This is a genomic window from Paenisporosarcina indica (assembly GCF_001939075.1).
GTDB classification, from domain to species: Bacteria; Bacillota; Bacilli; order Bacillales_A; family Planococcaceae; genus Paenisporosarcina; species Paenisporosarcina indica.
The window spans coordinates 41,136-67,758 of record NZ_MPTA01000008.1; the positions used below are offsets into that span (position 1 = coordinate 41,136).

Annotated in this window: 28 protein-coding genes, 1 pseudogene and 2 other annotated features; of the genes and pseudogenes, 2 read left to right on the forward strand and 27 right to left on the reverse strand. The window is 41.2% G+C overall.

Annotated elements, in window-relative coordinates; all coding sequences use genetic code 11:
• Positions 1 to 22: 22 nt before the first annotated feature.
• The 27 genes and pseudogenes from rplL to GY23_RS16195 form a co-directional block, all read right to left on the reverse strand.
• Complete coding sequence (gene rplL, locus GY23_RS16065; RefSeq protein WP_075620203.1) at positions 23 to 385, reverse strand: 50S ribosomal protein L7/L12; 363 nt, start codon at positions 383 to 385, stop codon at positions 23 to 25.
• A 74-nt stretch (positions 386 to 459) separates the two neighbouring features.
• Positions 460 to 960, reverse strand: coding sequence for a 50S ribosomal protein L10 (gene rplJ, locus GY23_RS16070; RefSeq protein ID WP_075620204.1), 501 nt, complete (start codon positions 958 to 960; stop codon positions 460 to 462).
• A 32-nt stretch (positions 961 to 992) separates the two neighbouring features.
• Positions 993 to 1,132, reverse strand: a sequence feature (ribosomal protein L10 leader region).
• A 40-nt stretch (positions 1,133 to 1,172) separates the two neighbouring features.
• Complete coding sequence (gene rplA / locus GY23_RS16075) at positions 1,173 to 1,874, reverse strand: 50S ribosomal protein L1 (RefSeq protein WP_075620205.1); 702 nt, start codon at positions 1,872 to 1,874, stop codon at positions 1,173 to 1,175.
• 114 nt (positions 1,875 to 1,988) lie between these two features.
• Positions 1,989 to 2,414: a 50S ribosomal protein L11 gene (gene rplK, locus GY23_RS16080; RefSeq protein ID WP_016429869.1), complete on the reverse strand. Its 426-nt coding sequence runs from the start codon at positions 2,412 to 2,414 to the stop codon at positions 1,989 to 1,991.
• 365 nt (positions 2,415 to 2,779) lie between these two features.
• Positions 2,780 to 3,316 carry a transcription termination/antitermination protein NusG gene (gene nusG / locus GY23_RS16085; RefSeq protein ID WP_075620206.1) on the reverse strand — a complete coding sequence of 179 codons (537 nt, stop codon included), beginning with the start codon at positions 3,314 to 3,316 and terminating at the stop codon, positions 2,780 to 2,782.
• 103 nt (positions 3,317 to 3,419) lie between these two features.
• The gene (gene secE / locus GY23_RS16090) at positions 3,420 to 3,605 is read right to left on the reverse strand and encodes a preprotein translocase subunit SecE (protein WP_075620207.1); all 186 of its coding nucleotides are present in this window, start codon (positions 3,603 to 3,605) and stop codon (positions 3,420 to 3,422) included.
• 39 nt (positions 3,606 to 3,644) lie between these two features.
• Entirely contained in the window at positions 3,645 to 3,839 is a 195-nt protein-coding gene (gene rpmG / locus GY23_RS16095; protein ID WP_425435002.1) for a 50S ribosomal protein L33, read from the reverse strand.
• A 39-nt stretch (positions 3,840 to 3,878) separates the two neighbouring features.
• Complete coding sequence (sigH, locus tag GY23_RS16100) at positions 3,879 to 4,529, reverse strand: RNA polymerase sporulation sigma factor SigH (RefSeq protein ID WP_075620209.1); 651 nt, start codon at positions 4,527 to 4,529, stop codon at positions 3,879 to 3,881.
• Between the two features lie 69 nt (positions 4,530 to 4,598).
• Positions 4,599 to 5,107: pseudogene (locus GY23_RS16105) on the reverse strand (NYN domain-containing protein).
• 5 nt (positions 5,108 to 5,112) lie between these two features.
• Positions 5,113 to 5,871, reverse strand: coding sequence for a 23S rRNA (guanosine(2251)-2'-O)-methyltransferase RlmB (gene rlmB / locus GY23_RS16110; protein ID WP_075620210.1), 759 nt, complete (start codon positions 5,869 to 5,871; stop codon positions 5,113 to 5,115).
• Complete coding sequence (locus tag GY23_RS16115; protein WP_075620211.1) at positions 5,868 to 6,299, reverse strand: Mini-ribonuclease 3; 432 nt, start codon at positions 6,297 to 6,299, stop codon at positions 5,868 to 5,870. Before GY23_RS16115 ends, rlmB begins: the two co-directional genes overlap by 4 nt.
• Positions 6,296 to 7,696 (reverse strand): cysteine--tRNA ligase, encoded by a 1,401-nt coding sequence (gene cysS, locus GY23_RS16120; RefSeq protein ID WP_075620212.1) that lies wholly within the window; start codon positions 7,694 to 7,696, stop codon positions 6,296 to 6,298. Before cysS ends, GY23_RS16115 begins: the two co-directional genes overlap by 4 nt.
• Positions 7,693 to 8,355: a serine O-acetyltransferase gene (gene cysE / locus GY23_RS16125; protein WP_075620213.1), complete on the reverse strand. Its 663-nt coding sequence runs from the start codon at positions 8,353 to 8,355 to the stop codon at positions 7,693 to 7,695. Before cysE ends, cysS begins: the two co-directional genes overlap by 4 nt.
• 182 nt (positions 8,356 to 8,537) lie before the next feature.
• Positions 8,538 to 8,760, reverse strand: a binding site (T-box leader).
• Positions 8,761 to 8,804: 44 nt separating this feature from the next.
• A complete protein-coding gene (gltX, locus tag GY23_RS16130; RefSeq protein WP_075620214.1) occupies positions 8,805 to 10,268 on the reverse strand; it encodes a glutamate--tRNA ligase in 1,464 nt (487 codons plus the stop codon).
• 56 nt (positions 10,269 to 10,324) lie between these two features.
• Positions 10,325 to 10,801 carry a 2-C-methyl-D-erythritol 2,4-cyclodiphosphate synthase gene (gene ispF, locus GY23_RS16135; RefSeq protein WP_075620215.1) on the reverse strand — a complete coding sequence of 159 codons (477 nt, stop codon included), beginning with the start codon at positions 10,799 to 10,801 and terminating at the stop codon, positions 10,325 to 10,327.
• A complete protein-coding gene (gene ispD / locus GY23_RS16140) occupies positions 10,802 to 11,497 on the reverse strand; it encodes a 2-C-methyl-D-erythritol 4-phosphate cytidylyltransferase (protein ID WP_075620309.1) in 696 nt (231 codons plus the stop codon).
• Positions 11,498 to 11,567: 70 nt separating this feature from the next.
• Positions 11,568 to 12,647 carry a PIN/TRAM domain-containing protein gene (locus GY23_RS16145; RefSeq protein ID WP_075620216.1) on the reverse strand — a complete coding sequence of 360 codons (1,080 nt, stop codon included), beginning with the start codon at positions 12,645 to 12,647 and terminating at the stop codon, positions 11,568 to 11,570.
• A gap of 353 nt (positions 12,648 to 13,000) precedes the next feature.
• On the reverse strand, positions 13,001 to 14,377 hold the full coding sequence (gene radA, locus GY23_RS16150; RefSeq protein ID WP_075620217.1) for a DNA repair protein RadA: 1,377 nt from the start codon (positions 14,375 to 14,377) through the stop codon (positions 13,001 to 13,003).
• Positions 14,378 to 14,440: 63 nt separating this feature from the next.
• On the reverse strand, positions 14,441 to 16,897 hold the full coding sequence (gene clpC / locus GY23_RS16155) for an ATP-dependent protease ATP-binding subunit ClpC (protein WP_075620218.1): 2,457 nt from the start codon (positions 16,895 to 16,897) through the stop codon (positions 14,441 to 14,443).
• Positions 16,887 to 17,987, reverse strand: coding sequence for a protein-arginine kinase McsB (mcsB, locus tag GY23_RS16160; protein WP_075620219.1), 1,101 nt, complete (start codon positions 17,985 to 17,987; stop codon positions 16,887 to 16,889). Before mcsB ends, clpC begins: the two co-directional genes overlap by 11 nt.
• The gene (locus tag GY23_RS16165) at positions 17,977 to 18,528 is read right to left on the reverse strand and encodes a UvrB/UvrC motif-containing protein (protein WP_075620220.1); all 552 of its coding nucleotides are present in this window, start codon (positions 18,526 to 18,528) and stop codon (positions 17,977 to 17,979) included. The genes mcsB and GY23_RS16165 overlap by 11 nt, the downstream gene beginning before the upstream one ends.
• A gap of 12 nt (positions 18,529 to 18,540) precedes the next feature.
• Positions 18,541 to 19,011 (reverse strand): CtsR family transcriptional regulator, encoded by a 471-nt coding sequence (locus GY23_RS16170; RefSeq protein ID WP_075620221.1) that lies wholly within the window; start codon positions 19,009 to 19,011, stop codon positions 18,541 to 18,543.
• A 461-nt stretch (positions 19,012 to 19,472) separates the two neighbouring features.
• The gene (locus tag GY23_RS16175; protein WP_075620222.1) at positions 19,473 to 20,435 is read right to left on the reverse strand and encodes an agmatinase family protein; all 963 of its coding nucleotides are present in this window, start codon (positions 20,433 to 20,435) and stop codon (positions 19,473 to 19,475) included.
• Positions 20,436 to 21,689 (reverse strand): imidazolonepropionase, encoded by a 1,254-nt coding sequence (gene hutI, locus GY23_RS16180; RefSeq protein WP_075620223.1) that lies wholly within the window; start codon positions 21,687 to 21,689, stop codon positions 20,436 to 20,438.
• Positions 21,686 to 23,359, reverse strand: coding sequence for a urocanate hydratase (gene hutU, locus GY23_RS16185; RefSeq protein ID WP_075620224.1), 1,674 nt, complete (start codon positions 23,357 to 23,359; stop codon positions 21,686 to 21,688). Before hutU ends, hutI begins: the two co-directional genes overlap by 4 nt.
• A 290-nt stretch (positions 23,360 to 23,649) precedes the next feature.
• The gene (locus tag GY23_RS16190) at positions 23,650 to 24,180 is read right to left on the reverse strand and encodes a GNAT family N-acetyltransferase (protein WP_075620225.1); all 531 of its coding nucleotides are present in this window, start codon (positions 24,178 to 24,180) and stop codon (positions 23,650 to 23,652) included.
• A gap of 108 nt (positions 24,181 to 24,288) precedes the next feature.
• Entirely contained in the window at positions 24,289 to 24,897 is a 609-nt protein-coding gene (locus GY23_RS16195; protein ID WP_075620226.1) for a protein kinase family protein, read from the reverse strand.
• 175 nt (positions 24,898 to 25,072) lie between these two features.
• Here GY23_RS16195 and GY23_RS16200 point away from each other — a divergent pair, with 175 nt between their 5' ends.
• Together GY23_RS16200 and GY23_RS16205 are read left to right on the forward strand one after the other, a co-directional pair.
• Positions 25,073 to 25,396 (forward strand): PadR family transcriptional regulator, encoded by a 324-nt coding sequence (locus GY23_RS16200; protein ID WP_075620227.1) that lies wholly within the window; start codon positions 25,073 to 25,075, stop codon positions 25,394 to 25,396.
• Positions 25,389 to 26,441: a DUF4097 family beta strand repeat-containing protein gene (locus tag GY23_RS16205; protein ID WP_075620228.1), complete on the forward strand. Its 1,053-nt coding sequence runs from the start codon at positions 25,389 to 25,391 to the stop codon at positions 26,439 to 26,441. Before GY23_RS16200 ends, GY23_RS16205 begins: the two co-directional genes overlap by 8 nt.
• The last annotated feature ends 182 nt before the right edge of the window (positions 26,442 to 26,623 follow it).

Here is a 26,623-nt window from a genome sequence, read left to right on the forward strand (position 1 = left end):
TCCGTTTCTTTTTGAAAAGAAATTATTTAACTTCTACTGAAGCGCCAACTTCTTCAAGTTTAGCTTTAACTTCTTCTGCTTCTGCTTTAGAAATGCCTTCTTTAAGAGCTTTAGGAGCGTTGTCTACAACTTCTTTAGCTTCTTTAAGACCCAATCCAGTGATTTCACGAACTGCTTTGATTACTTTGATTTTTTGATCTCCTGCAGAGTTAAGGATTACATCAAATTCAGTTTGCTCTTCTTCAACAGCAGCTCCGCCACCAGTTGCCATAGCCATTGGTGCAGCAGCTGTAACGCCGAATTCTTCTTCGATCGCTTTTACTAAGTCGTTTAATTCTAGAACTGTCATACCTTTGATTGCTTCAAGGATTTGAGTGTTGTTCATTGTATGTTCCTCCTAATAGGAATATTTTTTTGTTTGGGTTACCCCGATTTTCAGAAACTAAGCTACGTAACGAATTAAGCGCCTTGTTCTTCTTTTTGTTCTGCAACAGCTTTTGTTGCAAGCGCGAAGTTGCGCATTGGAGCTTGAAGAACGCTTAATAGCATTGACAACAAACCTTCGCGAGAAGGAAGTTCAGCTAGTGCTTTAATATCGTCTGCAGTTGCGATTGTACCTTCAATCACACCGGCTTTGATTTCAAGCTTATCGTTCTTTTTAGCGAAATCGTTGATGATTTTCGCTGGAGCTACTACATCTTCAGTTGAAAATGCAATCGCGTTAGGACCTGTAAGATTTTCATTCAATCCTGCAAGACCTGCTGCTTCAGTTGCACGGCGAGTCATCGTGTTTTTGTACACTTTGAATTCAACGCCAGCTTCACGAAGTTGTTTACGAAGTTCCGTAATTTGAGATACTGTCAAGCCACGGTAGTCAACTACTACTGCAGTTGCAGCTGTAGTGAACTTTTCTGTAATTTCTTCAACTCGAACCTTTTTAGCTTCGATTGTTCTGCTCATCTGGACACCTCCTAATAGAATGAGTCATTTATACCGGCAAAAGAAAAGCCCCTGATCTAAAATTAGACAGGGGCTGAAACGTCATCTTTAAAAGAATCTGAATACATGTCCTCGGTAGGATCATTATGCGACACGTCGCCCCTACTGTCTACGGTACAAATAAATTTTTATAACAAAAACTATCTTAACAGATAGACTTTAATCCGTCAATATTACTTGTTAACTTTTACGTTTGAAGAATCCACTTTTACAGATGGACCCATCGTAGTTGTAATGTTAACTGATTTCATGTAAGTCCCTTTAGATGCAGCTGGTTTCGCTTTTTGAACAACATCAAATACTGCTAAGAAGTTTTCAACTAACTTGTCGTCTGCGAAAGAAACTTTACCGATTGGCGCATGAATGATACCAGCTTTGTCAGCACGGTATTCAACTTTACCAGCCTTGATTTCATCAATTGCTTTAGTTACGTCAAATGTTACTGTACCCGTTTTAGGGTTAGGCATAAGACCTTTAGGTCCAAGTACACGACCTAATTTACCAACTTCACCCATCATGTCAGGAGTAGCTACGATTACATCGAAGTCAAACCATCCTTGTTGGATTTTAGCAATATACTCTGCATCGCCAACAAAGTCAGCGCCAGCAGCTTCTGCTTCTTTTAATTTTTCGCCTTTAGCGAAAACTAATACACGTTGAGTTTTACCAGTTCCGTTTGGAAGTACTACTGCTCCACGGATTTGTTGGTCATTTTTACGTGTGTCGATTCCTAATTTGAATGCCACTTCAACTGTTGCGTCAAAGTTAACAGTGCTTGTTTTTTTAGCAAGTTCAATTGCCTCTTGAGCCGCGTATAATTTTGTGCGGTCTACTAGTTTCGCTGCATCTTGTAACTTTTTACCTTTTTTAGCCATTTTAAAATGTCCTCCTTGATTGTGGTTTTAGCGGAATGAACCTCCCACGAATAAGGGTTGCGTGTCCTTTCGACCGCAACCCTCCAAAAACAAATGCATCATCAAGTGAAGGGATTAGTCTTCGATGACAATACCCATGCTACGCGCAGTACCTTCAACCATCAACATCGCTGCTTCTACTGATGCTGCGTTTAGGTCTGGCATTTTTTGTTCAGCGATTTCGCGAACTTTATCACGCTTCACCGTTGCAACTTTTTTGCGGTTTGGTTCACCAGAACCTGACTGAATTCCAGCCGCCACTTTAAGTAATACTGCTGCAGGTGGAGTTTTTGTAATGAATGTAAATGAACGGTCTTCAAATACAGAAATTTCAACCGGGATAATTAGTCCAGCTTGATCTGCAGTACGTGCGTTGAACTCCTTACAGAATCCCATGATATTAACACCTGCTTGACCCAATGCTGGACCAACCGGTGGCGCTGGATTTGCTTTACCTGCAGGAATTTGTAATTTAACAACCTTAACAACTTTTTTAGCCACGAGACACACCTCCTTAAGTCCGTGATGTGGTAATTGGGTTGCCCCTCCCACTCAATATCTGTCTGTCAGCTACTAGCTGAACATAAGCTAAAATTTTTGCAGACTTTTTCAATTTCAGTCTGACCTTTGAAATAATACCACTTTTTCGAAATTTAATCAAGTGGTTTCTATAAAGATAATGAAATATGAATTTCGACAGAACTTTCTTTCCTACTAGCCAGCTGTTTCTAGTTCAAACGCTAGCTCACACCTAAGCTTCAGACCTTCATGCGAAAGCTAACTTTCGATTCCAGCGCAGGATTCGAATTTGAACGGCCTACTCCATATTTTATTGTGTTGAGCTAGAGTGGCGATTCCCACTTTTCTTACGGCATTTTGATTACTTGTTCATAATCAAGTTCCATTTTCGTTTCACGTCCAAACATATCAACTGCAACTTTCAACTTACCTTTAGCTTCATCAATTTCTTCCACTTTTCCTTGGAAGTGTGCAAATGGTCCTTCAAGAACTTCAACCATTTCACCAACTTCGTACTGTGCTCCCATTTTACGTTCGGTCATGCCCATTTGTTTCAAGATAAATTCCACTTCCTCCGGCAACAAAGGAGTTGGTTTAGCCCCTCCACCTGAAGATCCGATAAATCCAGTAACACCAGGTGTGTTACGTACGACATACCAAGAATCATCTGTCATTACAAGCTCCACTAAAACATACCCAGGGAACGTTTTACGCATAACAACACGTTTTTTACCATCTTTAAAATCTGTTTCTTGTTCTTCCGGGATAATTACACGGAAGATTAAATCTGACATACCCATTGTTTCAACACGCTTTTCAAGATTTGCTTTTACTTTATTTTCGTACCCAGAATACGTGTGTACAACATACCAATTTTTCTCCATAAGTAGCAGGACTTTTCGTCCGTCCCTCCATTTCTTAGACAAATGAAAAAACCCGTTCTCAGTTTATGACGGGCTATTTTCACAAGTATAATCTGTTATCAAATTATAACGCAAGGAACCAGCGGACCGCTTCCGAAATTCCTAAGTCGATGACCGCGAAAAATACAGCCATAACTACAACCGTCGAAAGAACGATGACTGTGTAACGAGTCATTTCTTTACGTTTAGGCCAGCTAACTTTTCTCATTTCCTTTACAACATTACCAAAGAAACCACTGATATTAGCCATTCTAATTTTACCCCCGAGTAAAAATATATATGTTTTTTGTTAAAGCGTTTGTTTATGAACCGTATGTGCCTTACAATGTGAGCAAAACTTTTTTAGTTCCAAACGCTCACTTGTTCCTTCTTTTGAAGTAGGGACCGTATAGTTTCTTGAACCACATTGCTCACAACTTAGGACGACTTTTTTAGCCATATTATCACCTTTTAAGTCAACATTTGTCTGTTTAAAGACTATCATCTACTGTATTGACTGTCAACAATCGGTTCTATAAGTCTATTAATGAACCCCGCCGATTTCAATGTGTCGCTCAAGTTTTCGTTTCACTCTTTGCAGCGCATTGTCAATTGATTTCACATGACGATTTAACTCTTCGGAAATCTCATGGTACGACTGACCATCTAAATACAATGCCAGGACTTGCCGTTCTAGCTCACTCAATATTTCACCCATTTTTTCTTCCATGTAATCAAAATCCTCACGATGAATCATGAGAACTTCTGGATCATCAATAACGGAACCTGAAATTACATCCATCAACGTTCGATCTGACTCTTCATCAAAAATCGGCTTGTCTAATGATACATAGGAATTGAGCGGAATATGTTTTTGACGAGTAGCTGTTTTTATCGCAGTAATAATTTGGCGCGTGATACAAAGTTCAGCAAATGCACGAAAAGATGAGAGCTTGTCCCCTCTGAAATCTCGAATCGATTTATAAAGTCCAATCATTCCTTCTTGAATGATGTCCTCCTTATCGGCCCCGATTAAAAAATATGATCTTGCTTTCATACGTACAAAAGATCGATACTTAGTAATTAAAAAATCAAGTGCATCCGTATCTCCGCTATGGACCAATTCCACAAGCTCTTCATCTAGTAAATCTTCAAAATGTTGTAGTTTTACGTGTACATGGTTACTATTTATCACAGTATCACCTCTGCCGGTCTGCGTAGTTAGACCCTAGTATACAGGAAGTGGAAATCGAGCGTCAACGCTTCATTTAATCCCTCTGCGCCATTTTTCAAAAATTTCTGCCACTTCATTGGTGAGCTGTATTTTTGAAATTGGCTGCTGGTCTTGTATAGCCTTGACTTTCTTGGTGATATTTTCATGTACTAAATCCATTTCAATTTCTAATTCGCGGGCAGATATTCTGAGTGCACCTTGAGCAAAGATTACCCATTGCTCCGTGAGATCTGATGTTGCAACATGTATTTGAACGCGTCGCGTCATTAATTGCGATGTTAACTTTTCGATACGTTCATCAGCAGTTTCATTTTCCCGAGTGAAAATTACCTCGACATCAAATTGTTTTTCTTTTTTTCAATGCCTGGCACAAGATAAGCATCGAAGACCACGATAACTCGCAATCCAGAAAACGCTTTGTATTCAGCCATCATTTCAATAAGCCGATCTCTTGCATCTATGAGTTTATTGGCCTTTAACTCGCGTAACTCTTTCCATGCTCCGATTATGTTATATCCATCGACGAGCAATATGTCCATTTTGATTACCCATTAACTGGTTGACGGTTTCGCAACACTTCGTACATCAAGATGGCAGCTGCAACAGATGCATTTAGTGAGGTAACTTGTCCAACCATCGGCATGTTATATAGGAAATCGCACTTTTCTTTCAGTAATCGACTCATTCCTTTACCTTCGCTACCGATGATAATCGCCAATGGCAATTTGGCATCCATTCGACGGTAATCAGCCGAGCCTTTTGCATCTGTTCCAGCGACCCATACACCTCTTTTTTTCAAATCTTCCACCGTTTGGGCCAAGTTTCCAACGCGCGCTACGGGAATATGTTCAATTGCTCCTGTTGAGGTTTTTGCAACGACAGCTGTTAATCCAACCGCACGTCGTTTCGGAATTATTACGCCATGTACACCTGTTGCATCTGCTGTTCGCAAAATCGAACCAAGATTATGTGGATCCTCTAACTCATCTAAAATCAAGAAGAATGGATCTTCATTACGAGATGCAGCAAGTTCGAATAACTCATCTATCTCTGCATATCGGTATGCAGCAACGGATGCGGCAATCCCCTGATGAGTTGCTCCGTCCGTCAATTGATCTATTTTGTTTTTCGGTACAAACTGAACGACAATCCCCGCTTCTTTTGCAAGTTGCAATAGCTCTGCGATACCCGCTTTTTTAACACCTTCCGCGACCCACACTTTATTCATATCACGTCCTGAACGGAGTGCTTCTAATACTGGATTTTTTCCTGATAATATTTCATTGTTTAGTTCTTCTGTCACAATGTTGATTCTCCTTTCACATCTTCAATAATGAGTATGGCTTTATCTATAATTTCTTTCACTCGATCCTGTTGTCCATATAAATATAAACTTCCTAGAACCGCTTCAAAACCTGTACTGTATTTATAAGTTGTAACGCTTGTATTTTTTGGAACAGACCCAGACTTGGCATTACGCCCGCGTCTGAGAACCGCTTCTTCTTCTTCCGTCAAGAAGTTTTCTTCCTGTAAAACGCGAACTACTGAGGCTTGCGCTTTTGCTGATACATATTTGGTTGCTTCTTTGTGCAGTATGTTAGGTCTTACACGCCCTGAACGAAGTAAGTGTTCACGAATGGCTTGCTCTAGAACTGCATCGCCCATATAGGCCAATGCAAGTGAATTTAATTGTTTAACATCTGCCGGGCGCAGAGAATATTCATTGTTCATCCGCGTTTCCAACGGATGCCTTGTGCCGTGTCTTCCAATAATATATTCATCTCTTTTAACTGATCCCGAATCGCATCTGCCCGTGCAAAGTCTTTATTTTTACGAGCTTGAATTCTTTCCGCAATTAGAGCATCAATATCTTCGTCTAGCACGACTTCACTCACTTCTACCTCAATACCTAAGACATTCGACAATTCTTTCAATGTATTCATAAATGTTGTAAGTACATTTGCTTCCGTATGTTTTTCAATTAAATACATATTCGCTAAGCTCGCTAGTTCAAATAGTGCTGCGATCCCATTTGCAGAATTGAAATCATCGTCCATAGCGGTTATAAATTGCTGATGAACTTCATCAATTTTGTGCAACCACGTATCTGCATGATCACCAAGTTCAGGTGACGTTTCTAAGCGATGTGAAAGATTTGCATATGAAGTGCGAATGCGTGAAAGCCCATTTTCTGCATTCTCCACAAGTTCTTGTGAGAAGTTAATTGGGTGACGATAATGAACCGATAACATAAAGAACCTTAACACTTGAGGATCAATTTGTTGACGAATATCATTTACTAACACAAAGTTCCCGAGAGACTTCGACATTTTTTCATTGTCAATATTGATATACCCATTATGCATCCAGTAACGAGCAAACGGCTTACCTGTGTATGCTTCAGATTGTGCGATTTCGTTTTCGTGATGTGGGAAAGTTAAGTCTTGCCCACCTGCATGAATGTCAATCGTATCGCCCAAAAGTTCACGTGCCATAACTGAACATTCAATATGCCAACCTGGACGACCTTTGCCCCACGGACTCTCCCAGAAGATCTCGCCAGGTTTTACCGCTTTCCATAAAGCGAAATCAAGTGCATCTTCTTTCTTCTCGCCCGTTTCAATACGTGCCCCAATTTTCAAGTCATCTACAGATTGGTGAGACAGTTTACCGTAGCCTTCAAATTTACGTGTTCGGTAGTAGACATCCCCCTGTGATTCATAGGCATAGCCCTTCTCCACTAACACTTCGATAAATTCAATGATGCCATCCATATGTTCGGTTACACGTGGATGTGCGTCCGCTTCTTGGCAACCTAGTGCTTTAACATCCTCGAAGTAAGCTTTAATAAAACGCTCCGTTAGTTCCGATACTTCTTCTCCTAATTCATTTGCAGTCTTGATGATTTTGTCATCAACATCTGTAAAGTTTGAAACGAAATTCACTTCATATCCTCGATATGATAAGTAGCGGCGTACTGTATCATAGACGATTACGGGACGCGAATTTCCGATATGGATGTAGTTGTAGACAGTTGGACCACATACATACATTTTCACCTTGCCCTCTTCTAAAGGTACAAATGGTTCTTTTTGGCGTGTCAATGTGTTGTAAATTTGAATGCTCATTTCACGTTTCGCTCCTTTTCTTGTTGTCGATTTAAATACGCTACTTCTTCCTGCAACACTGCAATCTTGCCTTCTAACAGCTGACATTTATCCGCAATCGGATCCGGCATATCTTGATGATCCAAGTTTCGTTTCACTTTTACTCCGTCTTGCACGACGATAGTCCCTGGAATACCTACAACCGTCGCATTGGGCGGTACATTTTTCAATACAACCGATCCAGCTCCAACTTTGCTGTTTTCTCCAATGGTTATCGATCCAAGTACTTTCGCTCCTGTAGCGACCAAGACGTTATCATGTAACGTCGGGTGTCGTTTCCCTCTTTCTTTTCCTGTTCCCCCAAGTGTAACCCCTTGGAATATGGTCACATTGTTGCCGATTTCACACGTTTCACCAATAACCACACCCATCCCGTGATCAATAAAAAACCGTCGACCAATTTTTGCACCAGGATGGATTTCAATCCCTGTGAAAAAACGACTCACTTGTGACACGACACGAGCAAGGAAAAAAAGTTTTCGTTTAAAAAGTGCATGGGCAATTCGGTGTGACCAAATTGCATGTAATCCTGAATATGTCAGTACGACTTCCAGGACACGTCTGGCGGCGGGATCCTGTTCGAAAACGACTTCGACATCTTCTTTCATTCGACTAAACATCATCGTTCCTCCTATTTTTCTTTTGCTTTGTAATTTTTCAGAGAGACTCGGCTCGTGATAAATTTAATGCTCGAACTGGCGTGTTTATCGCTCAAACACGTCTCGCCACCAAGTTAACTAGACGAGACGAAAACCTTTCCACTACTCCAGGACATATTAAAAAGCGCCCCTGTCATTGAAATGACAGAGACGCTGTATGCGCGGTTCCACTCTGGTTGGAAGGTTCAGTTAAGATCCTTCCCGCTTGGCGACTGTAACGTAGACGATACGGCTCGCTTACTAAAAGGTTCAGCTGAGCGCTCAGAGGTGCATTTCCATAGTGCCTATGCTCAGACCACTTTCAGCCGGTGGTGGTCCTCTCTAAAGAGCGTGCCCATATGTACTTCTCCTCATCAAAGCTTTATATATATTCAACTACATTCTTGCATCATCAGCTTGGAAAGTCAAACTTATTGTTTTGCGAATTTTTCCACACGTGCAAGAACTTTTTCTTTCCCAATTAACGCAATCGAGTTTGGTAATTCTGGACCATGCGTTTGACCTGTCGTCACGACGCGAATAGGCATGAACAAGTTCTTGCCTTTATGTCCTGTTTCTTTTTGGACTGCTTTGATTGCTGCTTTGATTGCATCAGGCTCGAATGTCTCTACTTGCTCTAGTTGCGTTTTAAATGCTGCCATTACTTCCGGCACTTGTTCTCCATTTAAAACAACCATTGCTTCTTCATCATATGTTAGTTCTTCTTTGAAGAATAGGTCAGTTAGCTCAGTAATTTCTGCACCGAAGCTCATTTGCTCATGATAAAGCGCGATCACATCAGTTGCCCACAGCTTTTCCTCTGAGGATAAGTTTTGTGGCAAGCGACCCGCTTGTTGTAAATGAGGTAAAGCTAACTCTACCACTTCATCAAGAGATAATTGCTTCACGTATTGGTTGTTCATCCATGTTAACTTTGTTTTATCGAACATTGATGGAGATTTTGATAAGCGATTAACATCAAATAAACGGATAAAGTCTTCTTTCGAGAAGATTTCTTCTTCCCCTTCAGGAGACCATCCAAGTAACCCAAAGAAATTAAACATGGCTTCCGGGATATACCCTAAATCTTTATATTGAGCAACGAATTGAATAATCGACTCGTCACGTTTTGAAAGTTTTTTACGGTTTTCGTTAATGATTAATGTCATATGTCCGTATTTCGGTGCTTCCCAACCAAATGCTTGAAACACCATCATTTGTTTCGGTGTATTGGATAAATGCTCTTCCCCGCGGAAAACGTGTGAAATTTTCATGAAGTAATCATCTAAAACAACCGCGTAGTTATAAGTTGGAATGCCGTTTGTTTTGACTAGCACCCAGTCTCCTACATCTTTCGATTCAAATGAAACCGTTCCACGAACTAAATCTTCAAATGTATACGTCACGTCAGCTGGAACACGCATACGAATGTTATATGACATGCCTGCATCTTCTTTCGAAGCAACCTCTTCTTTAGACAAGTGACGGCATGTTCCTTTGTACATTGGAGCGGCTACACCCTTTGCTTTTTGCGCTTCACGTTCAGCCTCTAACTCCTCAGACGTACAGAAACATTTATAGGCATGTCCTTTTTCAAGCATTTCGTCTGCATGTTTTTTGTAAATGTCTAGACGTTCCATTTGACGGTACGGTGCATAAGGTCCCCCGATATCCACAGATTCATCGTAGTCAATGCCAAGCCATTTCAAGTTTTCAAGTTGAGAAAGTTCGCCACCTTCAATATTACGTTCAATGTCCGTATCTTCAATACGAACGATAAACTTACCGCCGTGATGACGGGCAAATAAATAGTTAAATAAAGCTGTTCGTGCTCCACCAATATGTAGATTCCCTGTGGGACTTGGTGCGTAGCGTACGCGGACTTCTTGTGTCATATGTGTTTCCTCCTCGGATACGTGCTAAACTTTGTTCATTTTAACACAGTTCGTACTTATTTTTGAATGAGTAATATCGTAGCTTGTGCCGCAATACCTTCGCCACGACCTGTAAAGCCAAGCTTTTCAGTCGTTGTTGCTTTTACATTTACTTGAGAAGGTTCAGCATTCAGAAGTTGAGCAATACGATCTCGCATTTCATTGATGTATGGTGCCATTTTAGGAGCTTGTGCAATGATTGTGCAGTCAATGTTCCCTAATTTATATCCTTTTTCCTCTACGATATTCCAAATGTATTGGAGCAACTTAGCCGAATCGGCATCTTTGAACTCTGGATCTGTATCAGGAAAGTGACGACCAATGTCCCCTTCACCAATCGCGCCAAGCGCTGCATCCGTAACAGTATGTAACAACACATCGGCATCAGAATGACCGATTAACCCTTTCTCATACGGAATCGTTACTCCACCTAAAATAAGCGGTCGATTCGTTGCAAATTCGTGTACATCAAAGCCTTGTCCAACTCTAAACATTTACATCCCCTCCTGTTGTCTTTTTTGTAAAATGGCATCACCAATGAGTAAATCTTCTCGTGTCGTCATTTTCACATTATCATACGTACTTTCGACTACATGCACTGCGATGCCCAGTCGTTCAACTAACATGGATTCATCAGTTCCAAGAAAATCGTCTTGAGCAGCTTGTTTTTGAGCATTAATTAAGATACTTGTTTGAAAAGCTTGCGGAGTTTGAATCATCCACAATTGTTCCCGATCCACTGTTTCTTCGATGACGTTGTTATGCACGCGTTTCATCGTATCTTTTACTTTCACACCAGCAATTGCAGCACCGTTTTTTTGAGCCGCATTGGTTAATTGAGCTATTACAGACGGCTCGATAAAAGGTCGGGCTGCATCATGTACAAGAATGAGTTCAGATTCATTACCAGCAGCTTGGATACACGCATACACACTATGTTGACGTTCCTCACCACCGGCAGGGAGCCCTTTGACCTTCGTTATATGGTACTGCTTCAACATGTCTTGAATAATCTCTCGTTCTTCCGGTTTTACCGCGAGCCAAATTCCAGTACAGTTCTCGTCTTTCTCAAAAACCTCGAGGGTATGAATTAAAATTGGTTTGTCCCGTAATGTGAGGAACAATTTATTATGCCCTGCATTCATTCGTTTACCACTACCTGCAGCAGGTAATACAACGATATATTCCATTGATGCCATCACCTCAACTCATGGAAAAGGGCAAGACATGGTGTCTTGCCGTTTCACATTGTTTCAATCTCTATTTCGTTTTCGCAAAAATCATACGTCCGGCAGATGTTTGAAGGACACTTGTAACAATGACGGTAATCGCTTGACCAATATAAGATTTACCATCTTCCACTACAATCATCGTTCCGTCATCTAGATAGGCTACGCCCTGATTTTGTTCTTTCCCGTCTTTAATCACCACAACATGCATCTCTTCACCAGGTATCACGACCGGTTTAACCGCGTTCGCAAGATCATTAATATTGAGCACAGGTACTTGATGCAACTCACACACTTTATTTAAGTTGAAATCATTCGTAACAACCATGCCTTCCATTTTCTTCGCGAGTCTCATCAATTTCAAGTCAACTTCCTGAACATCTTCGAAATCTTCATCCGTAATGAGCACAGCTGATGCTCGTTCCTTCTGTAGTCGATTTAAAATATCCAGACCGCGACGTCCACGTGTTCTTTTTAACGTATCGGAAGAATCGGCGATATGTTGAAGTTCAGTTAAGACAAACTGCGGCACTACAAGAACGCCTTCAATGAAACCTGTTGCCGAGATGTCGGAAATACGACCATCGATAATAACACTCGTATCGAGAAGTTTATAAGATGATTGTTGCAACGCCTGCGGATTTGTTTCATCAAATTTCTTCTTAGCAGAAGTCGCTTTCCCCACCATAAACATTTGAACGATTTCATCACGCTTTTTAAAGCCTACTTGGAAACCAAGATACCCTAAAATAATCGTCAAAAGCACAGGCAACACAGAATTAATCACCGGGAGTTCAATGGCGTCCACGGAAAAACTTAAAAGGAATGCCACACTTAATCCGATAACAAGACCAATCGTACCGAATAATAAATCACCAATCGGAGCTTTCAGCAAACGGTCTTCCATCCACTTCAAAAATTCAATCAAGTAATCGGTCATCAGTAGGGCAAGAACATACAATAGAACGGCACCTATGAGAACAGAGACATAGGGGTTGTTTAGCCACGGGTTTGAGGAAAAATTAATAAGTTCATATAATTGCGGTAATAAAAGTAACCCGAGCGTTCCGCCGATCAAGATAAATGCAATGCGAATTATCCACTTTAACACAAGACCACCTCCTATTTTTAATTATACACGTTTTCAAATAGATTCACCTTTATGACGAAAAGGAATATGGAAAGTTTCTTTCTAAGAGGGTTAGCCATTTGTTAGTAATGAGCAATAGCGAAAAATTGATGCTACCGATTTGTGAAATTAATCGGCATGAACTGTATTTTATTCCACATGTCGACCATTTTATTCCGCATAATTTATCATTTAATCGGCTTAAAACTCACTTTATTCGGTTTTACCCAGTTTACCCCATGAAGAATCAATTCAAAATACTAAAAAATGCCACGACAACTGCTATCATGGCATCTCCAAAATTTATCCTTTCATAAAAGCTTCCCCTAAAACGACTACGCATTTGGAAAAGCTTCTTTTAATGCGTCATTGACATTTTCCACCCCAATTACTTGTATCCCTTTAGGAAAATCCCATCCTCCAATGTTAGAAGCAGGGATAATGGCACGTTTGAAGCCCAGTTTCGCAGCTTCTAGCACACGTTGTTCGATACGAGAAACACGACGAACTTCTCCCGTTAGTCCAACTTCACCGATGAAGCAGTCATGGGCACTAGCTGCCACGTCACGGAAACTTGAGACGATTGTTGTCAACACAGCTAAGTCGATTGCTGGCTCATCCAGCTTCACACCGCCTGCGACTTTGATATATGCATCTTGAGTTTGTAGCAGCATGCCTACTCGTTTTTCCAACACGGCCATTAACAAGGAAATACGATTTAGATCGATTCCACTTGCCATTCGTTTCGGATAGTTAAAACTAGTGGGGGTAATCAACGCTTGAATCTCGACTAAAATTGGACGAGTCCCTTCCATTGAAGCCACAACGGTAGATCCAGCAGCACCTTGTGAACGTTCTTGTAAAAATAATTCAGAAGGATTCAGTACTTCTTTCAAACCGCCTTGTAACATTTCAAATATCGCGATCTCATTCGTTGAGCCAAAACGATTCTTTTGCGAACGTAAAATACGGTATGTATGATGGCGTTCACCTTCAAAGTAAAGCACAGTATCCACCATATGCTCGAGCAAACGTGGACCCGCAATTTGACCTTCTTTCGTTACATGACCCACTAAGAATATGGCTATGTTTTTGGTTTTTGCGATTCTCATTAATTCAGCTGTACATTCACGGACTTGTGAAACACTCCCCGGTGCAGAAGTTACTTCCGGATGATGAACTGTTTGAATCGAATCGATGACAACAAACTTAGGCTCAACTTGATCGATTGCCTCGTTCACCAATTCCAAGTTTGTTTCCGAATAGATATAGAGCTCTGACGACGCTACGCCGAGTCTCTCAGCCCGTAGCTTTGTTTGGCGAATCGATTCTTCTCCAGACATATACAATACGCGCTGCCCTTTGTTTGCAAGGAGGGAAGATACTTGAAGAAGCAAAGTTGATTTGCCGATTCCGGGATCTCCCCCAATCAGTATGAGTGAGCCCGGAACAATACCGCCTCCAAGTACACGGTTCAATTCTGAAAGGTCAGTATCAACACGCGGTTCTTCGACTGTTTCAACTGCGGTAATAGGTGTTGCTTTTTGTGCGATTTTTTCAGAGTGCTGGAAAGTTCTGCGTGGTCCCTTTACCACCACTTCTACTTCTTCCACCATCGTATTCCATTCTCCACATCCCGGACAGCGTCCCATCCATTTTGCGGATTCGTAGCCACATGAGTTACACATGAATTTCGTTTTACGTTTAGCCATAGTACCTCCTGTTATGTAGAAAAAGGGGCATTCCGAACAGATGGCCGGAATGTCCCATTAATTTTACTTAGATAAAGTTACTGCTTCTGCTTCTGCTTCTTTCATGCGAACCACAAATTGATCGTCTTCTACATCGAAAACAACATTTTGCCCTGTTAATACTGTACCTTTTAACAACTCTTCAGACAAACGATCTTCGACATGTTTTTGAAGTGCTCGGCGAAGTGGGCGGGCACCATATTCCGGGTCATAGCCTTCTTTCGCAATCTTCTCTTGTGCTCCTTCAGTTAACTCAAGCTCGATTTCTTGCTCTTTCAAGCGTTTTGTTAATTGTGCAGTCATCAATGTCACAATTTCTTTTAAGTGTTCTTTTTCTAATGAATGGAACACAATCATTTCATCGACACGGTTCAAGAACTCCGGACGGAATGCTTTTTTAAGCTCTTCCAGCATTCTACCTTTCATATCTTTATATTTTTGTTCGCCATCTTGTAAGTTAAATCCAACATACTTGTTTTTCTTCAACGCTTCAGCGCCCACGTTTGAAGTCATGATCACAACAGTATTACGGAAATCGACAGTTCGACCTTTAGAATCCGTTAAGCGACCATCTTCTAACACTTGCAACAAAATATTGAACACATCAGGATGTGCTTTTTCAATTTCATCCAACAGAATGACAGAGTATGGTTTACGACGTACTTTTTCCGTTAATTGACCGCCTTCTTCATGTCCTACATATCCAGGAGGAGAACCTACTAGACGTGATGTTGAGTGTTTTTCCATGTACTCCGACATATCAACTCGAATCATCGCATCTTCGTCACCAAACATACTTTCTGCAAGAGCACGTGCAAGTTCAGTTTTACCGACACCTGTAGGACCCAAGAAAATAAATGAACCAATTGGGCGTTTCGGATCTTTTAGTCCAGCTCGAGCTCGACGTACAGCACGAGAAATAGCTGTCACGGCTTCCGCTTGACCGATTACACGTTTGTGCAACGTATCTTCTAACTTCAACAATTTGTCAGATTCGGTTTGCGCAAGTTTGGATACCGGAATTCCCGTCCACATGGATACAACCGCTGCGATATCTTCGACTGTTACTTCAGATTCCGCTTTTCCTTGCTCTTCTTTCCATGCCTTTTTCGTTTTTTCAAGTTCTTCTTTTAGTTTCTGTTCTTTATCACGGAAGGATGCCGCTTTTTCAAATTCCTGGCTTTGAACAGCCGCATTTTTCTCGGAACGAATCGCTTCTAAACGAGCTTCTAATTCTTTTAAATTCGGTGGTGTTGTATATGAACGCAATCGAACTTTCGAACCTGCTTCATCAATTAAGTCAATTGCTTTATCCGGTAGAAAACGGTCAGAAATGTATCGGTCAGACATTTTTGCTGCTGCTACGACAGCTTCATCTGTGATTTTCACACGGTGATGTGCTTCATAACGGTCACGTAAACCATAAATTATTTGAATTGATTCATCAACAGATGGTTCATTTACTTGAATCGGTTGGAATCGACGCTCTAAAGCAGCATCTTTTTCAATGTATTTTCGATACTCATCGAGTGTGGTTGCACCAATACATTGAAGTTCACCACGAGCAAGTGATGGTTTTAAGATATTCGATGCATCGATTGCACCTTCCGCTCCACCTGCACCAATTAACGTATGAAGTTCATCGATAAATAGAATGACGTTCCCTGCTTGACGAATTTCGTCCATCACTTTCTTTAAGCGATCTTCAAACTCACCACGGTATTTCGTTCCTGCTACAACAGTTCCCATATCCAAGGTCATAACGCGTTTGTCGCGTAAAATTTCCGGTACTTCATTTTGTACAATTTGTTGGGCTAAACCTTCAGCAATCGCTGTTTTACCAACACCTGGCTCCCCGATTAGAACTGGATTATTCTTCGTACGACGCGATAGCACTTCAATCACACGCGTGATTTCTTTGCTTCGACCAATCACTGGATCCAAGCTGCCATCACGTGCGATTTGTGTTAAATCGCGTGCCAAGCTGTCAAGTGTTGGGGTGTTTGCCGTAGCATTAGCTCCTCCGTTCGCTTGAACGTGATCGTTACTTCCAAGTAATTGCAATACTTGTTGACGTGCTTTATTTAAGCTAACGCCTGCATTATTAAGTACACGGGCCGCTACACCTTCGCCTTCGCGAATTAATGCCAGTAATAAATGCTCTGTTCCGATATATGAGTGTCCAAGTTTACGTGATTCATCAACCGATAATTCGATAACTTTTTTAGCACGTGGTGTGTAATGAACGATTGGACCTACATCGCCAGTCCCCATGCCTACAAGTTCTTCAATACCTTCTTCAATTACTTGTGGGCTCACTTCGATGGCTTCCATTGCTTTCGCCGCAATGCCTCCACCTTCGCGAATTAATCCCAATAATATATGTTCTGTTCCAATCGACTCATGTTTCATACGAATGGCTTCTTCTTGAGCTAGTTGGAGTACTTTTTGTGCACGTTGTGTAAATCGATTAAACATCATGAGGTTCCTCTCCTTCATTATTCAAATTATTGTCTACTTGCAAACGTTCCCTAAACAGTTTTGCACGAAACACATCTCGTTCTTCCGATTGTAGAGACATCCCTGCATATTTTTGTAAAAAGCCTGGTTGCATGAAAATCATGCATTCATTCAAAATGGATACGTCGACTCCTTTTATCAACCCAAGGTCAATGCCAAGACGGACATCCGATAAACAGCGTCCCGCTTCCTCTGTTGTTAAAATTCGCGCGTATGTTAATACACCTAACGAACGATACAAACGATCTTCTAACACATTTGGTCTTGTATTCAAAAGTGCATTTCTTGCTTCACGTTCTTTTTGGATAATTTGTTCCGTAATACTTTGCAAGTCCGTCAAAATATCTTCTTCTGACTTTCCGAGTGTCGTTTGGTTCGATATTTGATATACATTGCCAAGTGCCTCGCTACCTTCTCCATAAATCCCACGAACAACCATTCCGAGTCGGGTAATCGTGGTGACGAGGCGATTCATTTGATTGGTCATCGTGAGTGCCGGCAAGTGCATCATGACGGATGCCCGAAGGCCCGTGCCTGAATTCGTTGGGCAGCTCGTTAAATAACCGAACTGTTCATCAAATGCGTATGGCAACTCTTTTTCCAACATGTCATCAATGTTGTTCGCTTGATGCCATGCTTCAAGTAATTGTAATCCAGGGAAAATACATTGTATGCGAATATGATCTTCTTCATTGACCATTACGCTAATTGCCTCATCATCAGACAATAAAACTGAACCCGTTACTTCCGAATGAGCTAGTTTCGGACTAATTAAATGCTTTTCCACTAATACTTGGCGGTTTAGCGTAGAAAGTCCTTTTATATCTATATACGAAAAGGTCGACTCAAGTTCCGATTCTGCATCAAGTAAAACCGCAGAAACTGCTTGATCTACTTGTAACGCTTCATTTTCCGAAAAAGAAAGTGGAAAACGATACCCCGTTAAATTTCGAGCAAGGCGTATTCGCGTACTCATAACGATATCGGCATGCTCCCCTTCGTCAGCCATCCAACTCGTCACGGAGTTATTTAAAAAACGCTCAATTGACATCAGGGGGTTCACCTCCACTCTGCAGTTGTTTCTCTAATTCACGGGCTTCGTCACGAAGTTTTGCCGCTTCTTCAAAGTTTTCAATACCTATTGCAGCTTGCATGGATGTACGAATCGCCTCTATTTGTTTTTTTAACTGTAATTTGTGTCCAAATTTGCCTGGTGCTTTTCCGACATGCTTTACATTCCCGTTGTGCAATTTTTTAAAGACACTTGGCAACTGTTCACGGAAACTTTCGTAACAGTGTGCACATCCAAATTTACCTTCATTTAAAAATTGGCGGAATGTCCAGCCGCATGAACTACAAGGCGGAATTTTGGGTTGTAGTTGTTGTTTCTGTTGTACTTGGGCACTTTCGGGAGCCCCAAACCAATTAGATAATAATTGGTGGAGTGAAAGCGGATCCTGTTGAAAATCCAGATGAAAAGGATGGAAATTTTGAGCACACTTTTCACAATAATGACGCTGTACATGAGTCCCATCCTGTATTTGCGTCACGGTCACTTTTGCCGGTCGCTGCTTACAATTCTCACAAATCATCTCGCACTCACCTCACTTTAACTGTTCATACTTCAGTGTTACGAGCATCGCCATTAGTATGCGTGATCGCAACTCATCGCGATGCGGCAATGGAAGATTAAGCGTTGTGCGATCGAGTGCAGCGAGCATCATCTTCGCTTCACGTTTCGATACAACCTCTTCATCAATCAAACGAAAAACAATATCTTCCATCATTGTTTGCGAAGCTCCATGCTCTAAACTAACTAAAATGGTTTCGATTAACTCTACCTTCGTGTGAGCGCGTACGCGAACTATACGAATATAACCTCCGCCACCCCGCTTACTTTCCACGAGATAACCACGGTCTGCCGTAAAACGCGTATTAATCACATAATTAATCTGAGAAGGCACGCATTGAAATTGTTCTGCAATTTCACTCCGCTTAATTTCAACATGCCCTTTATCATCTAATTCGATAACTTTCTTTAAATAACCTTCAATAATATCTGATATATTCCGCATTCCATCACCTCCTGGTCGATTAGGTCTGCATGGTAGTCAAGTTGGGGTACTTTGTGCATAGCCTGACTTTGACTATCTTTGACTTTATTATATAAAGGGATAGGGGCTGGGTGCAAATTATATGATTTGGAATAAATTTAAAAAGGATTCATGAACGCTAAGTTTAGGGTGTTTATCACTCAGAATGAGGCTTTATCGCTCAGAATCAACATATTATCGCTCAAAACCGTCTCACACCCCAGTTTACTTTATTGAAACAAACCCTCAACCCACAGAAAAGAGCTATGTAGCGATCAGCGAAATGGCTCTCATTCATGATTTTGAATACTTGATTCGATGCGTAAATGAATGGTTTTGTTTTCGCTACGCTCCTGTTGAAAGCAGGATGGCTCAAAACAAATTAAATTGGAATAAACACAAAAAGCCACCCTTTAAGAAAAGGGCGACTGCTCATAGGGGTGTTATTCCCCACTTTGTAATAAAACTCTCCCAGTCACAAACTCTAGCCATGCATATACTCCGGTTTTGACTGTGGCATTTGTTAGTGTGTCTCGTGTTGGGTCTAGACAAACGTAATCTAAATGGCGGACAGCTTTATGCTGACCAACCTCGATTAAACTACTAAACAATTCTTCAGCACTCATGCCACCAGGGGTTGATGCTGGAACTCCTGGTGCTACTGCAATATCTAATACATCCATGTCAATTGTCACATAGATCCGGTCTACACGATCGGCTAACTTCGACAATTCTTCCGAGACGCACTTTGCCACTCCGAGTTCACGTGCTTTTCGCAGTGTTACCATCCGGATACCGTGTTCTTTTGCATAAGCTACCAATGGTGCTGCATTAAAGTATCCGTGTAACCCAATATTCACGACATCTTCCCCGCAAACAATTTCGCCATCGATTAACTGGCGAATTGGTGTGCCGTTAGCAGGACCTAATTCTGCTGGATCCCGCACGTCTAAATGTGTATCTAATTGCAGTATACCGATTCGCTCTTTTGGAAACGCTCGCTTTACTCCACGAATGGCACATGCGGTTACAGAATGATCTCCACCTATTAAACACGTTGTCGCATCTTCAAACGTATGGACTAAATCAAGAGTGGTTTCTTCTATGCGTTCATGAGACAACACAATATTCGTGGTGTGCATAACGACATCTCCGGCATCGCGAACAGAATATCCGGACAAATCTAGATCGGCATCCAAGTTATAAGTCGAGAAACCTTTCCACATTTTGCGGAACTCCATTGGATAGAGTGAAGCCCCTGATACGCTTATGGATGAACGTGAGATGGGCGCACCATACAACACCATATGTGGTTGATCACCATCAACTAACGGTTTAACCCATTGATGCACAAAATCTCCTGAAGCCTCACGCCATGCCCACTCTGGTGGTTGCAAGTATTTCAATTACCCCACCACCTTCACGCCTTTTTTCCAAACCGACCCCACGTGATTAACGCCAAATAAATATTGCAGTTCTTGATAACTTGATACATTCCACATGACGATGTCACCTTGTTTCCCTACTTCCAATGAACCTACACGCTCTTGCATGCCTATAGCACATGCGGCATTCAACGTCGCTGCCACTAATGTTTCCGCAGGGGTTAATCGCATGGAAATGCATGCCAGATTCATGACCAGGGACATGGACGTTGTCGGTGAAGATCCTGGGTTGCAGTCAGTAGAAATTGCCACTGCAACACCAGCATCAATCATCGCACGACCTCTCGCAGCCTCTTCACGTAAAAACAATGCCGTTGCCGGAAGTAAACACGCGATGACTCCCGCTTCCGCCATTAATCGAATGCCTTCATCTGATGCTTTTAATAAATGCTCCGCTGAAATAGCACCAACTTTAGCTGCAAGTTCTGCACCACCATAGGATTCAATTTCATCCGCATGAATTTTTGGTATTAGCCCATATTTCTTGCCTGCTTCTAAAATGCGTTCAGATTGTTCTGGCGTGAAAACCCCTACTTCACAGAACACATCGTTAAATACAGCCAACTTCTCCGCTGATACACGTGTCAACATATCGTTCACTATGACATCAATATATTCTTCTTCCCGACCTTTATAGGTTTGCGGTACTGCATGTCCGCCCATAAAAGTGGCAACTAAATCAATTGGGTGTGTTTCATTTAATCGCTTCATCACACGCAGTTGTTTTAATTCAGTTTCTAAATCCAGTCCATAGCCACTCTTGCCTTCAACAGTAGTCACACCATGAGCAAGAAACGAATCAAGGCGTCGCGTTGTTTGCTCCACCAATTCGTCTTCCGTTGCTTCTCGTGTCATTCGTGTTGTCGCATGAATGCCACCACCTGTGTTCATGATCTCCATGTAGGTAGCACCTTCTAAACGCATTTCGAATTCACGTTCACGGCTCCCGCCGTAAGCAACATGCGTGTGAGGATCCACAAGACCAGGCGTCACCAATCGACCCGTGGCATCTATAACGTCTGCTTCATCTGAACGTTCAGCAAACAATGCTTCAAGCTCTGACGTTGTACCCACCGCAACAATCTTTCCATGTTCAATCCATACACTTCCATCTTCAATCAACCCAAGATCAGACATTCCCTCTCGAATTCGCGGGCTATTATCACCAGCAACAGTTACTAACTGTACTGCATGTTTGATCCAAAGAGGTCTCATGCTTCTGACCCCTTTAACATCGGAATATTAACCCCTTTTTCGCGAGCCGTTTCAATTGCCAAGTCATACCCAGCATCAACGTGACGTACGATACCCATCCCTGGATCTGTAGTTAAGACACGCTCTAAACGCGCTTCAGCTTCTTTCGTGCCATCCGCTAAAATAACCATTCCTGCGTGGATAGAGTAGCCCATCCCTACACCACCACCGTGATGAACAGAAACCCACGTTGCACCGCCAACTGCGTTTACCATTGCATTTAGTATCGGCCAATCTGCGACTGCGTCCGATCCATCCTTCATCGCTTCTGTTTCACGGTTAGGTGATGCGACTGATCCCGAGTCCAAGTGATCACGCCCAATTACAATCGGTGCACTTAACTCACCACTCGCAACCATATCGTTGATGATTTTTCCAAATCTTGCACGTTCACCGTATCCTAACCAACAAATACGTGCAGGCAGTCCTTGAAATTGAATTTTTTCTTGTGCCATCTTAATCCAGTTACATAAATGTGTGTTGTAGCTGAACTCCCGTAAGATTACTTCATCTGTTTTCCGAATATCTTCAGGGTCACCTGAAAGTGCAACCCAACGGAACGGTCCTTTCCCTTCACAGAATTGTGGACGGATGTATGCTGGCACAAATCCAGGGAAATCGAACGCACGCTCAAATCCCTCATCTTTCGCAACTTGCCGAATGTTATTGCCGTAATCGAACGTGATTGCACCTTTATCCATCATCTCAACCATCGCTTTCACATGTTTCGCCATCGATGCTTTTGATAACTTCACGTACTCAATTGGATCTTCTTTACGAAGTTTCGCCGCTTCTTCCAATAACATCCCCGATGGAATATAGCCATTTAACGGATCATGTGCCGAAGTTTGATCTGTTAAGACATCGGGGATAAACCCGCGGGCAATCATTTCAGGCAATACATCCGAGGCATTTCCAATCAACCCAATAGACAGTGCTTTACCTTCAGCTTTTGCTTCTTGTGCTAAACGAATCGCTTCGTCCAACGAATTTGTTTTGATGTCTGTATATCGTGTTTCAATGCGTCGGTCAATGCGTGTCTCGTCTACTTCAATGCCAATACACACGCCCCCAGCCATCGTTACAGCCAGTGGTTGAGCTCCACCCATGCCTCCAAGACCAGCAGTTAAGGTAATCGTACCTTTTAATGATTCACCAAAATGTTGTTTCGCGAGCTCCGCAAATGTTTCATATGTTCCTTGCACAATTCCTTGAGATCCTATGTAGATCCAGCTACCCGCTGTCATTTGCCCGTACATCATCAAGCCTTTTTTATCGAGCTCGTGGAAAGTCTCCCAGTTTGCATAGGCCGGCACAATATTTGAATTGGCGATTAATACCCGCGGTGCATCTAAATGTGTTTTGAAAATCGCGACCGGTTTGCCTGACTGAACAAGCAACGTCTCATCATTCTCTAATTCTTTCAATGAACGCACAATAGCGTCATAACTTGCCCAGTTACGTGCCGCTTTCCCGATGCCTCCGTATACCACTAAATCCTCTGGATGCTCTGCTACGTCTGGATGCAAATTGTTGTTTAACATTCGTAGTGCCGCTTCTTGCTGCCACCCTTTTGTATTCAACTTTGTGCCGCTATATTGAACTACTCTATCCGATGTATTCGCTTTCATTTCGTTAACCCCCTTTGTCTATATCTTCATTATACCGTGAAAGTTCAGATAATTAATGGTAGTTTTTTAATTTAAGCTATGTTAAATTCTATTGTTGATATTCCGCAAAACAGCTCCGCTTTCCGCTGGAGTCTCCGCAGTTGTGCTCCTGCGTTTACTCGTCGCATGAAAAGATGTGCTCCTGCGTTTACTCGTCGCATGAATAGATGTGCTTCATATCAATAAATAAGTAAAAAAATCAACAATGAAATATCTCACAGATTAATGTTAAAAATGTATTTGACTAATATTTATAGATCCGTCTCAAGGATTGAGAACATATAATGATCCTCCCATATTCCCTTAATTTTAATATAATCTCGTAGCAAACCTTCTCTAACAAACCCCGATTTTTCTAGCACTCTAGCAGAACCTATATTCCTTGGCATGACGCCCGCTTCCACTCGATGAAACCCTTTTTCTCTAAACGCAAAATCAAGAATTAATCTTACAGCATCGGTCGCATACCCTTTGCCATGATGGTCCTGATCCAATTGATACCCTAGTGTACATTTCTCAGATGGACTGAATTTATAAAGACCTATGTTGCCAATAAGCACGTTGGTTTCAAATTCAAAAATACCAAATTCATAGCGATCTCCTCTATCTCTAGCCTGTTTCCAACCTTCGATAACTTTGATATGTGCTTCCAGTGTATAAAATGAATCGTCTTTTGTTGTTGGCGTAATTCCTTCAAATATAGTTCGGTTGGATTTATTTAATTCTAAAAGTGCTTTGGCATCAGCCACGTTAAATTCTCTGATGAATATACTAGACTCCATTCTGAAACTTCCCTTCTATTAAAAAATTCTTCTTCATGAAAATAATATACCGTCTACTCTGTAATTTCCTCAAATTCACAAAAGAAAAAGACCGACTCTTTTATCGGTCTATCCATAGGTAGGTATTAATTTTTTCTTGTAAAGGAAGGCCACGGTATTTAGGAGAGGAGCAGGAATTTTCTTTGGGAAAAATCGTTTGTGGTAAAGCTGATAATACGCTTTTTTAATGTCATCCCATTGTGTACAATCTTTCGTTTGCTTAAAACGGGCAACATCAATTATTTTAATCTCATCTTGAGAAGTAATAATAATATTTCTCAAGTGAATATCTGAAGGATTCAGTCCTTTTTGTGAAGCTAGCGAAAGGGCGTCTTCTACTTCGTTGATGTGATTTGGTGTTACGGGTTTTCCTTGCGTAATACACTGAAAAAGTGTCAGCCCTTCAATAAATTCCATGACAATATAATTCGGACCAGACTCATAAATCACCGGGAAATACGAGATGTCTTTCAACAATTTATAAATGTCAGCCTCTTCACTTGCAATATGAGCAAAACGAGGGAAAAAGATCTTTATTACTTTATTCGAGGACTTAATTTTAAATACAAATGCACTTCTTCCTGTCCCAACAAGTGTTAGAGAATCGTCAGAATGAATCAAACGATTGTTTTTGTCAGAAATAAGTACTGTTTTTGCAAGTGCTTGATAAGATTCCATGATTAGCCCCCCTTCATTAGTATAATCATGATAACGCAATGTTAGTACCAAATTAAGTTTTGGCAATTTTTGCATGTCGATTATTTTTCCAGTACCTTGCATAGAATAATACTGTATGATATATTGCTATCAAAGGTACTGAACAATGAACAATAGCGGAAGGGGTGAATGAAAGATGAACATTCAATTTAAAAAAGGGGTGCTTAACCTCTGTGTGCTTGTATTATTGGATAAAAAAGATCGATATGGCTATGAGCTTGTTCAAAAAATATCCGACCAAATCTCGATTTCTGAGGGCTCTGTCTATCCGTTATTAAGGCGTCTAGCAAAGGAAGGTTACTTTACGACTTATTTACAAGAATCTTCAGAAGGCCCGCCTCGAAAATATTACAAACTGACCGATTTAGGGAGAACTTATTTACAAGAACAAATAAGTGAATGGGAAATTTTCACAAACGGTGTAAATACATTAATTGAGGAGAGTGTAAAACATGACTGAAAAGCAATTCCTAAATGAACTTGAACAAACATTAACTCGACTTCCATCTGACGAAAGAAATGATATTCTTCAAGATATTAAAGAACACTTTTCAAGCGCACGCGAAGACGGGAAATCGGATAGTGAAATTGCCGCCTCTCTTGGTTCACCGCAAGAAATTGCCGAAGACTTGCTACCACCAACTCAATTTGAAGAGACAGTAAAAGTAGCAACAGATAGTAAAAGAATCACGATAACGGACAATAGCTTTACAAAAGTAGCAATGAATATCAAATTTGGCGCGCTTACGGTCTACCCCTCAGAATCTGATTACACAACGATTGACCTATTTAATGCTCCGGAAAAACTAGTATTAACTGCAGACGTCATCGGAGACACTTTAGCAATCGATTTAAAAGCACCAAGATTCACATTCTTTACTCTCTTATCCATCTTTAAAGGCGTAAAAGTAAATGTGGCACTTCCTAAGAAATTATATACGGCCATTTCAATGAAAACAGATAATGGCAGCATACGCGCGGAAAAACTACTTGGAAAAAATATGAAAGCAACGTCTGATAACGGTAGCATTGGACTTAAAGAAATTGCAGCGACTACTCTAGATGTGGAAACTGATAACGGCCGTATTGAAATCGATAAAGTACAGGTCGACAAACTCTCCACCGAAACCGATAACGGCAGAATTGAAATGCGCTATGTAGATGCTGATCATATTCGTACTGAAACTGATAATGGTCGAATTGTCATGGAGTATGTAACCGGTACAATTGTAGGGAAAACAGACAACGGCAGAATTATCCTTCTGACGTCAAGTCTCGATCGCATGATCAATCTCCAAACGGATAACGGGAGTATTTTAATTGAGTCTGAAAATGACCCTACAGACGTGACGATTCGTGCAAAAGTGGATCATGGGAGAATTGATGTGTTTGGTGAAAAGAATTCCAGTACTACATTCGGAAACGGCTCAAACACGATTCAACTTGTTACTGACAATGGGAGAATAACTGTCAAAAAACAAAGCTTAAGTGTACTTACTAAATAACAAATCAAATAGTTATTTCATTGAGTAACTGAAACGAAAGACAAAAAGCCTTTTTAGGGCTTTTTTCTTTCTCCTCATTTGAACTATCGCTTAAGTAATGCGTATCACTCGGAAACATTATCCAATTCCACTTATAAATCCCACACTCTTTGCGTACACTTCTAATGAGAAAGATTTCAGAA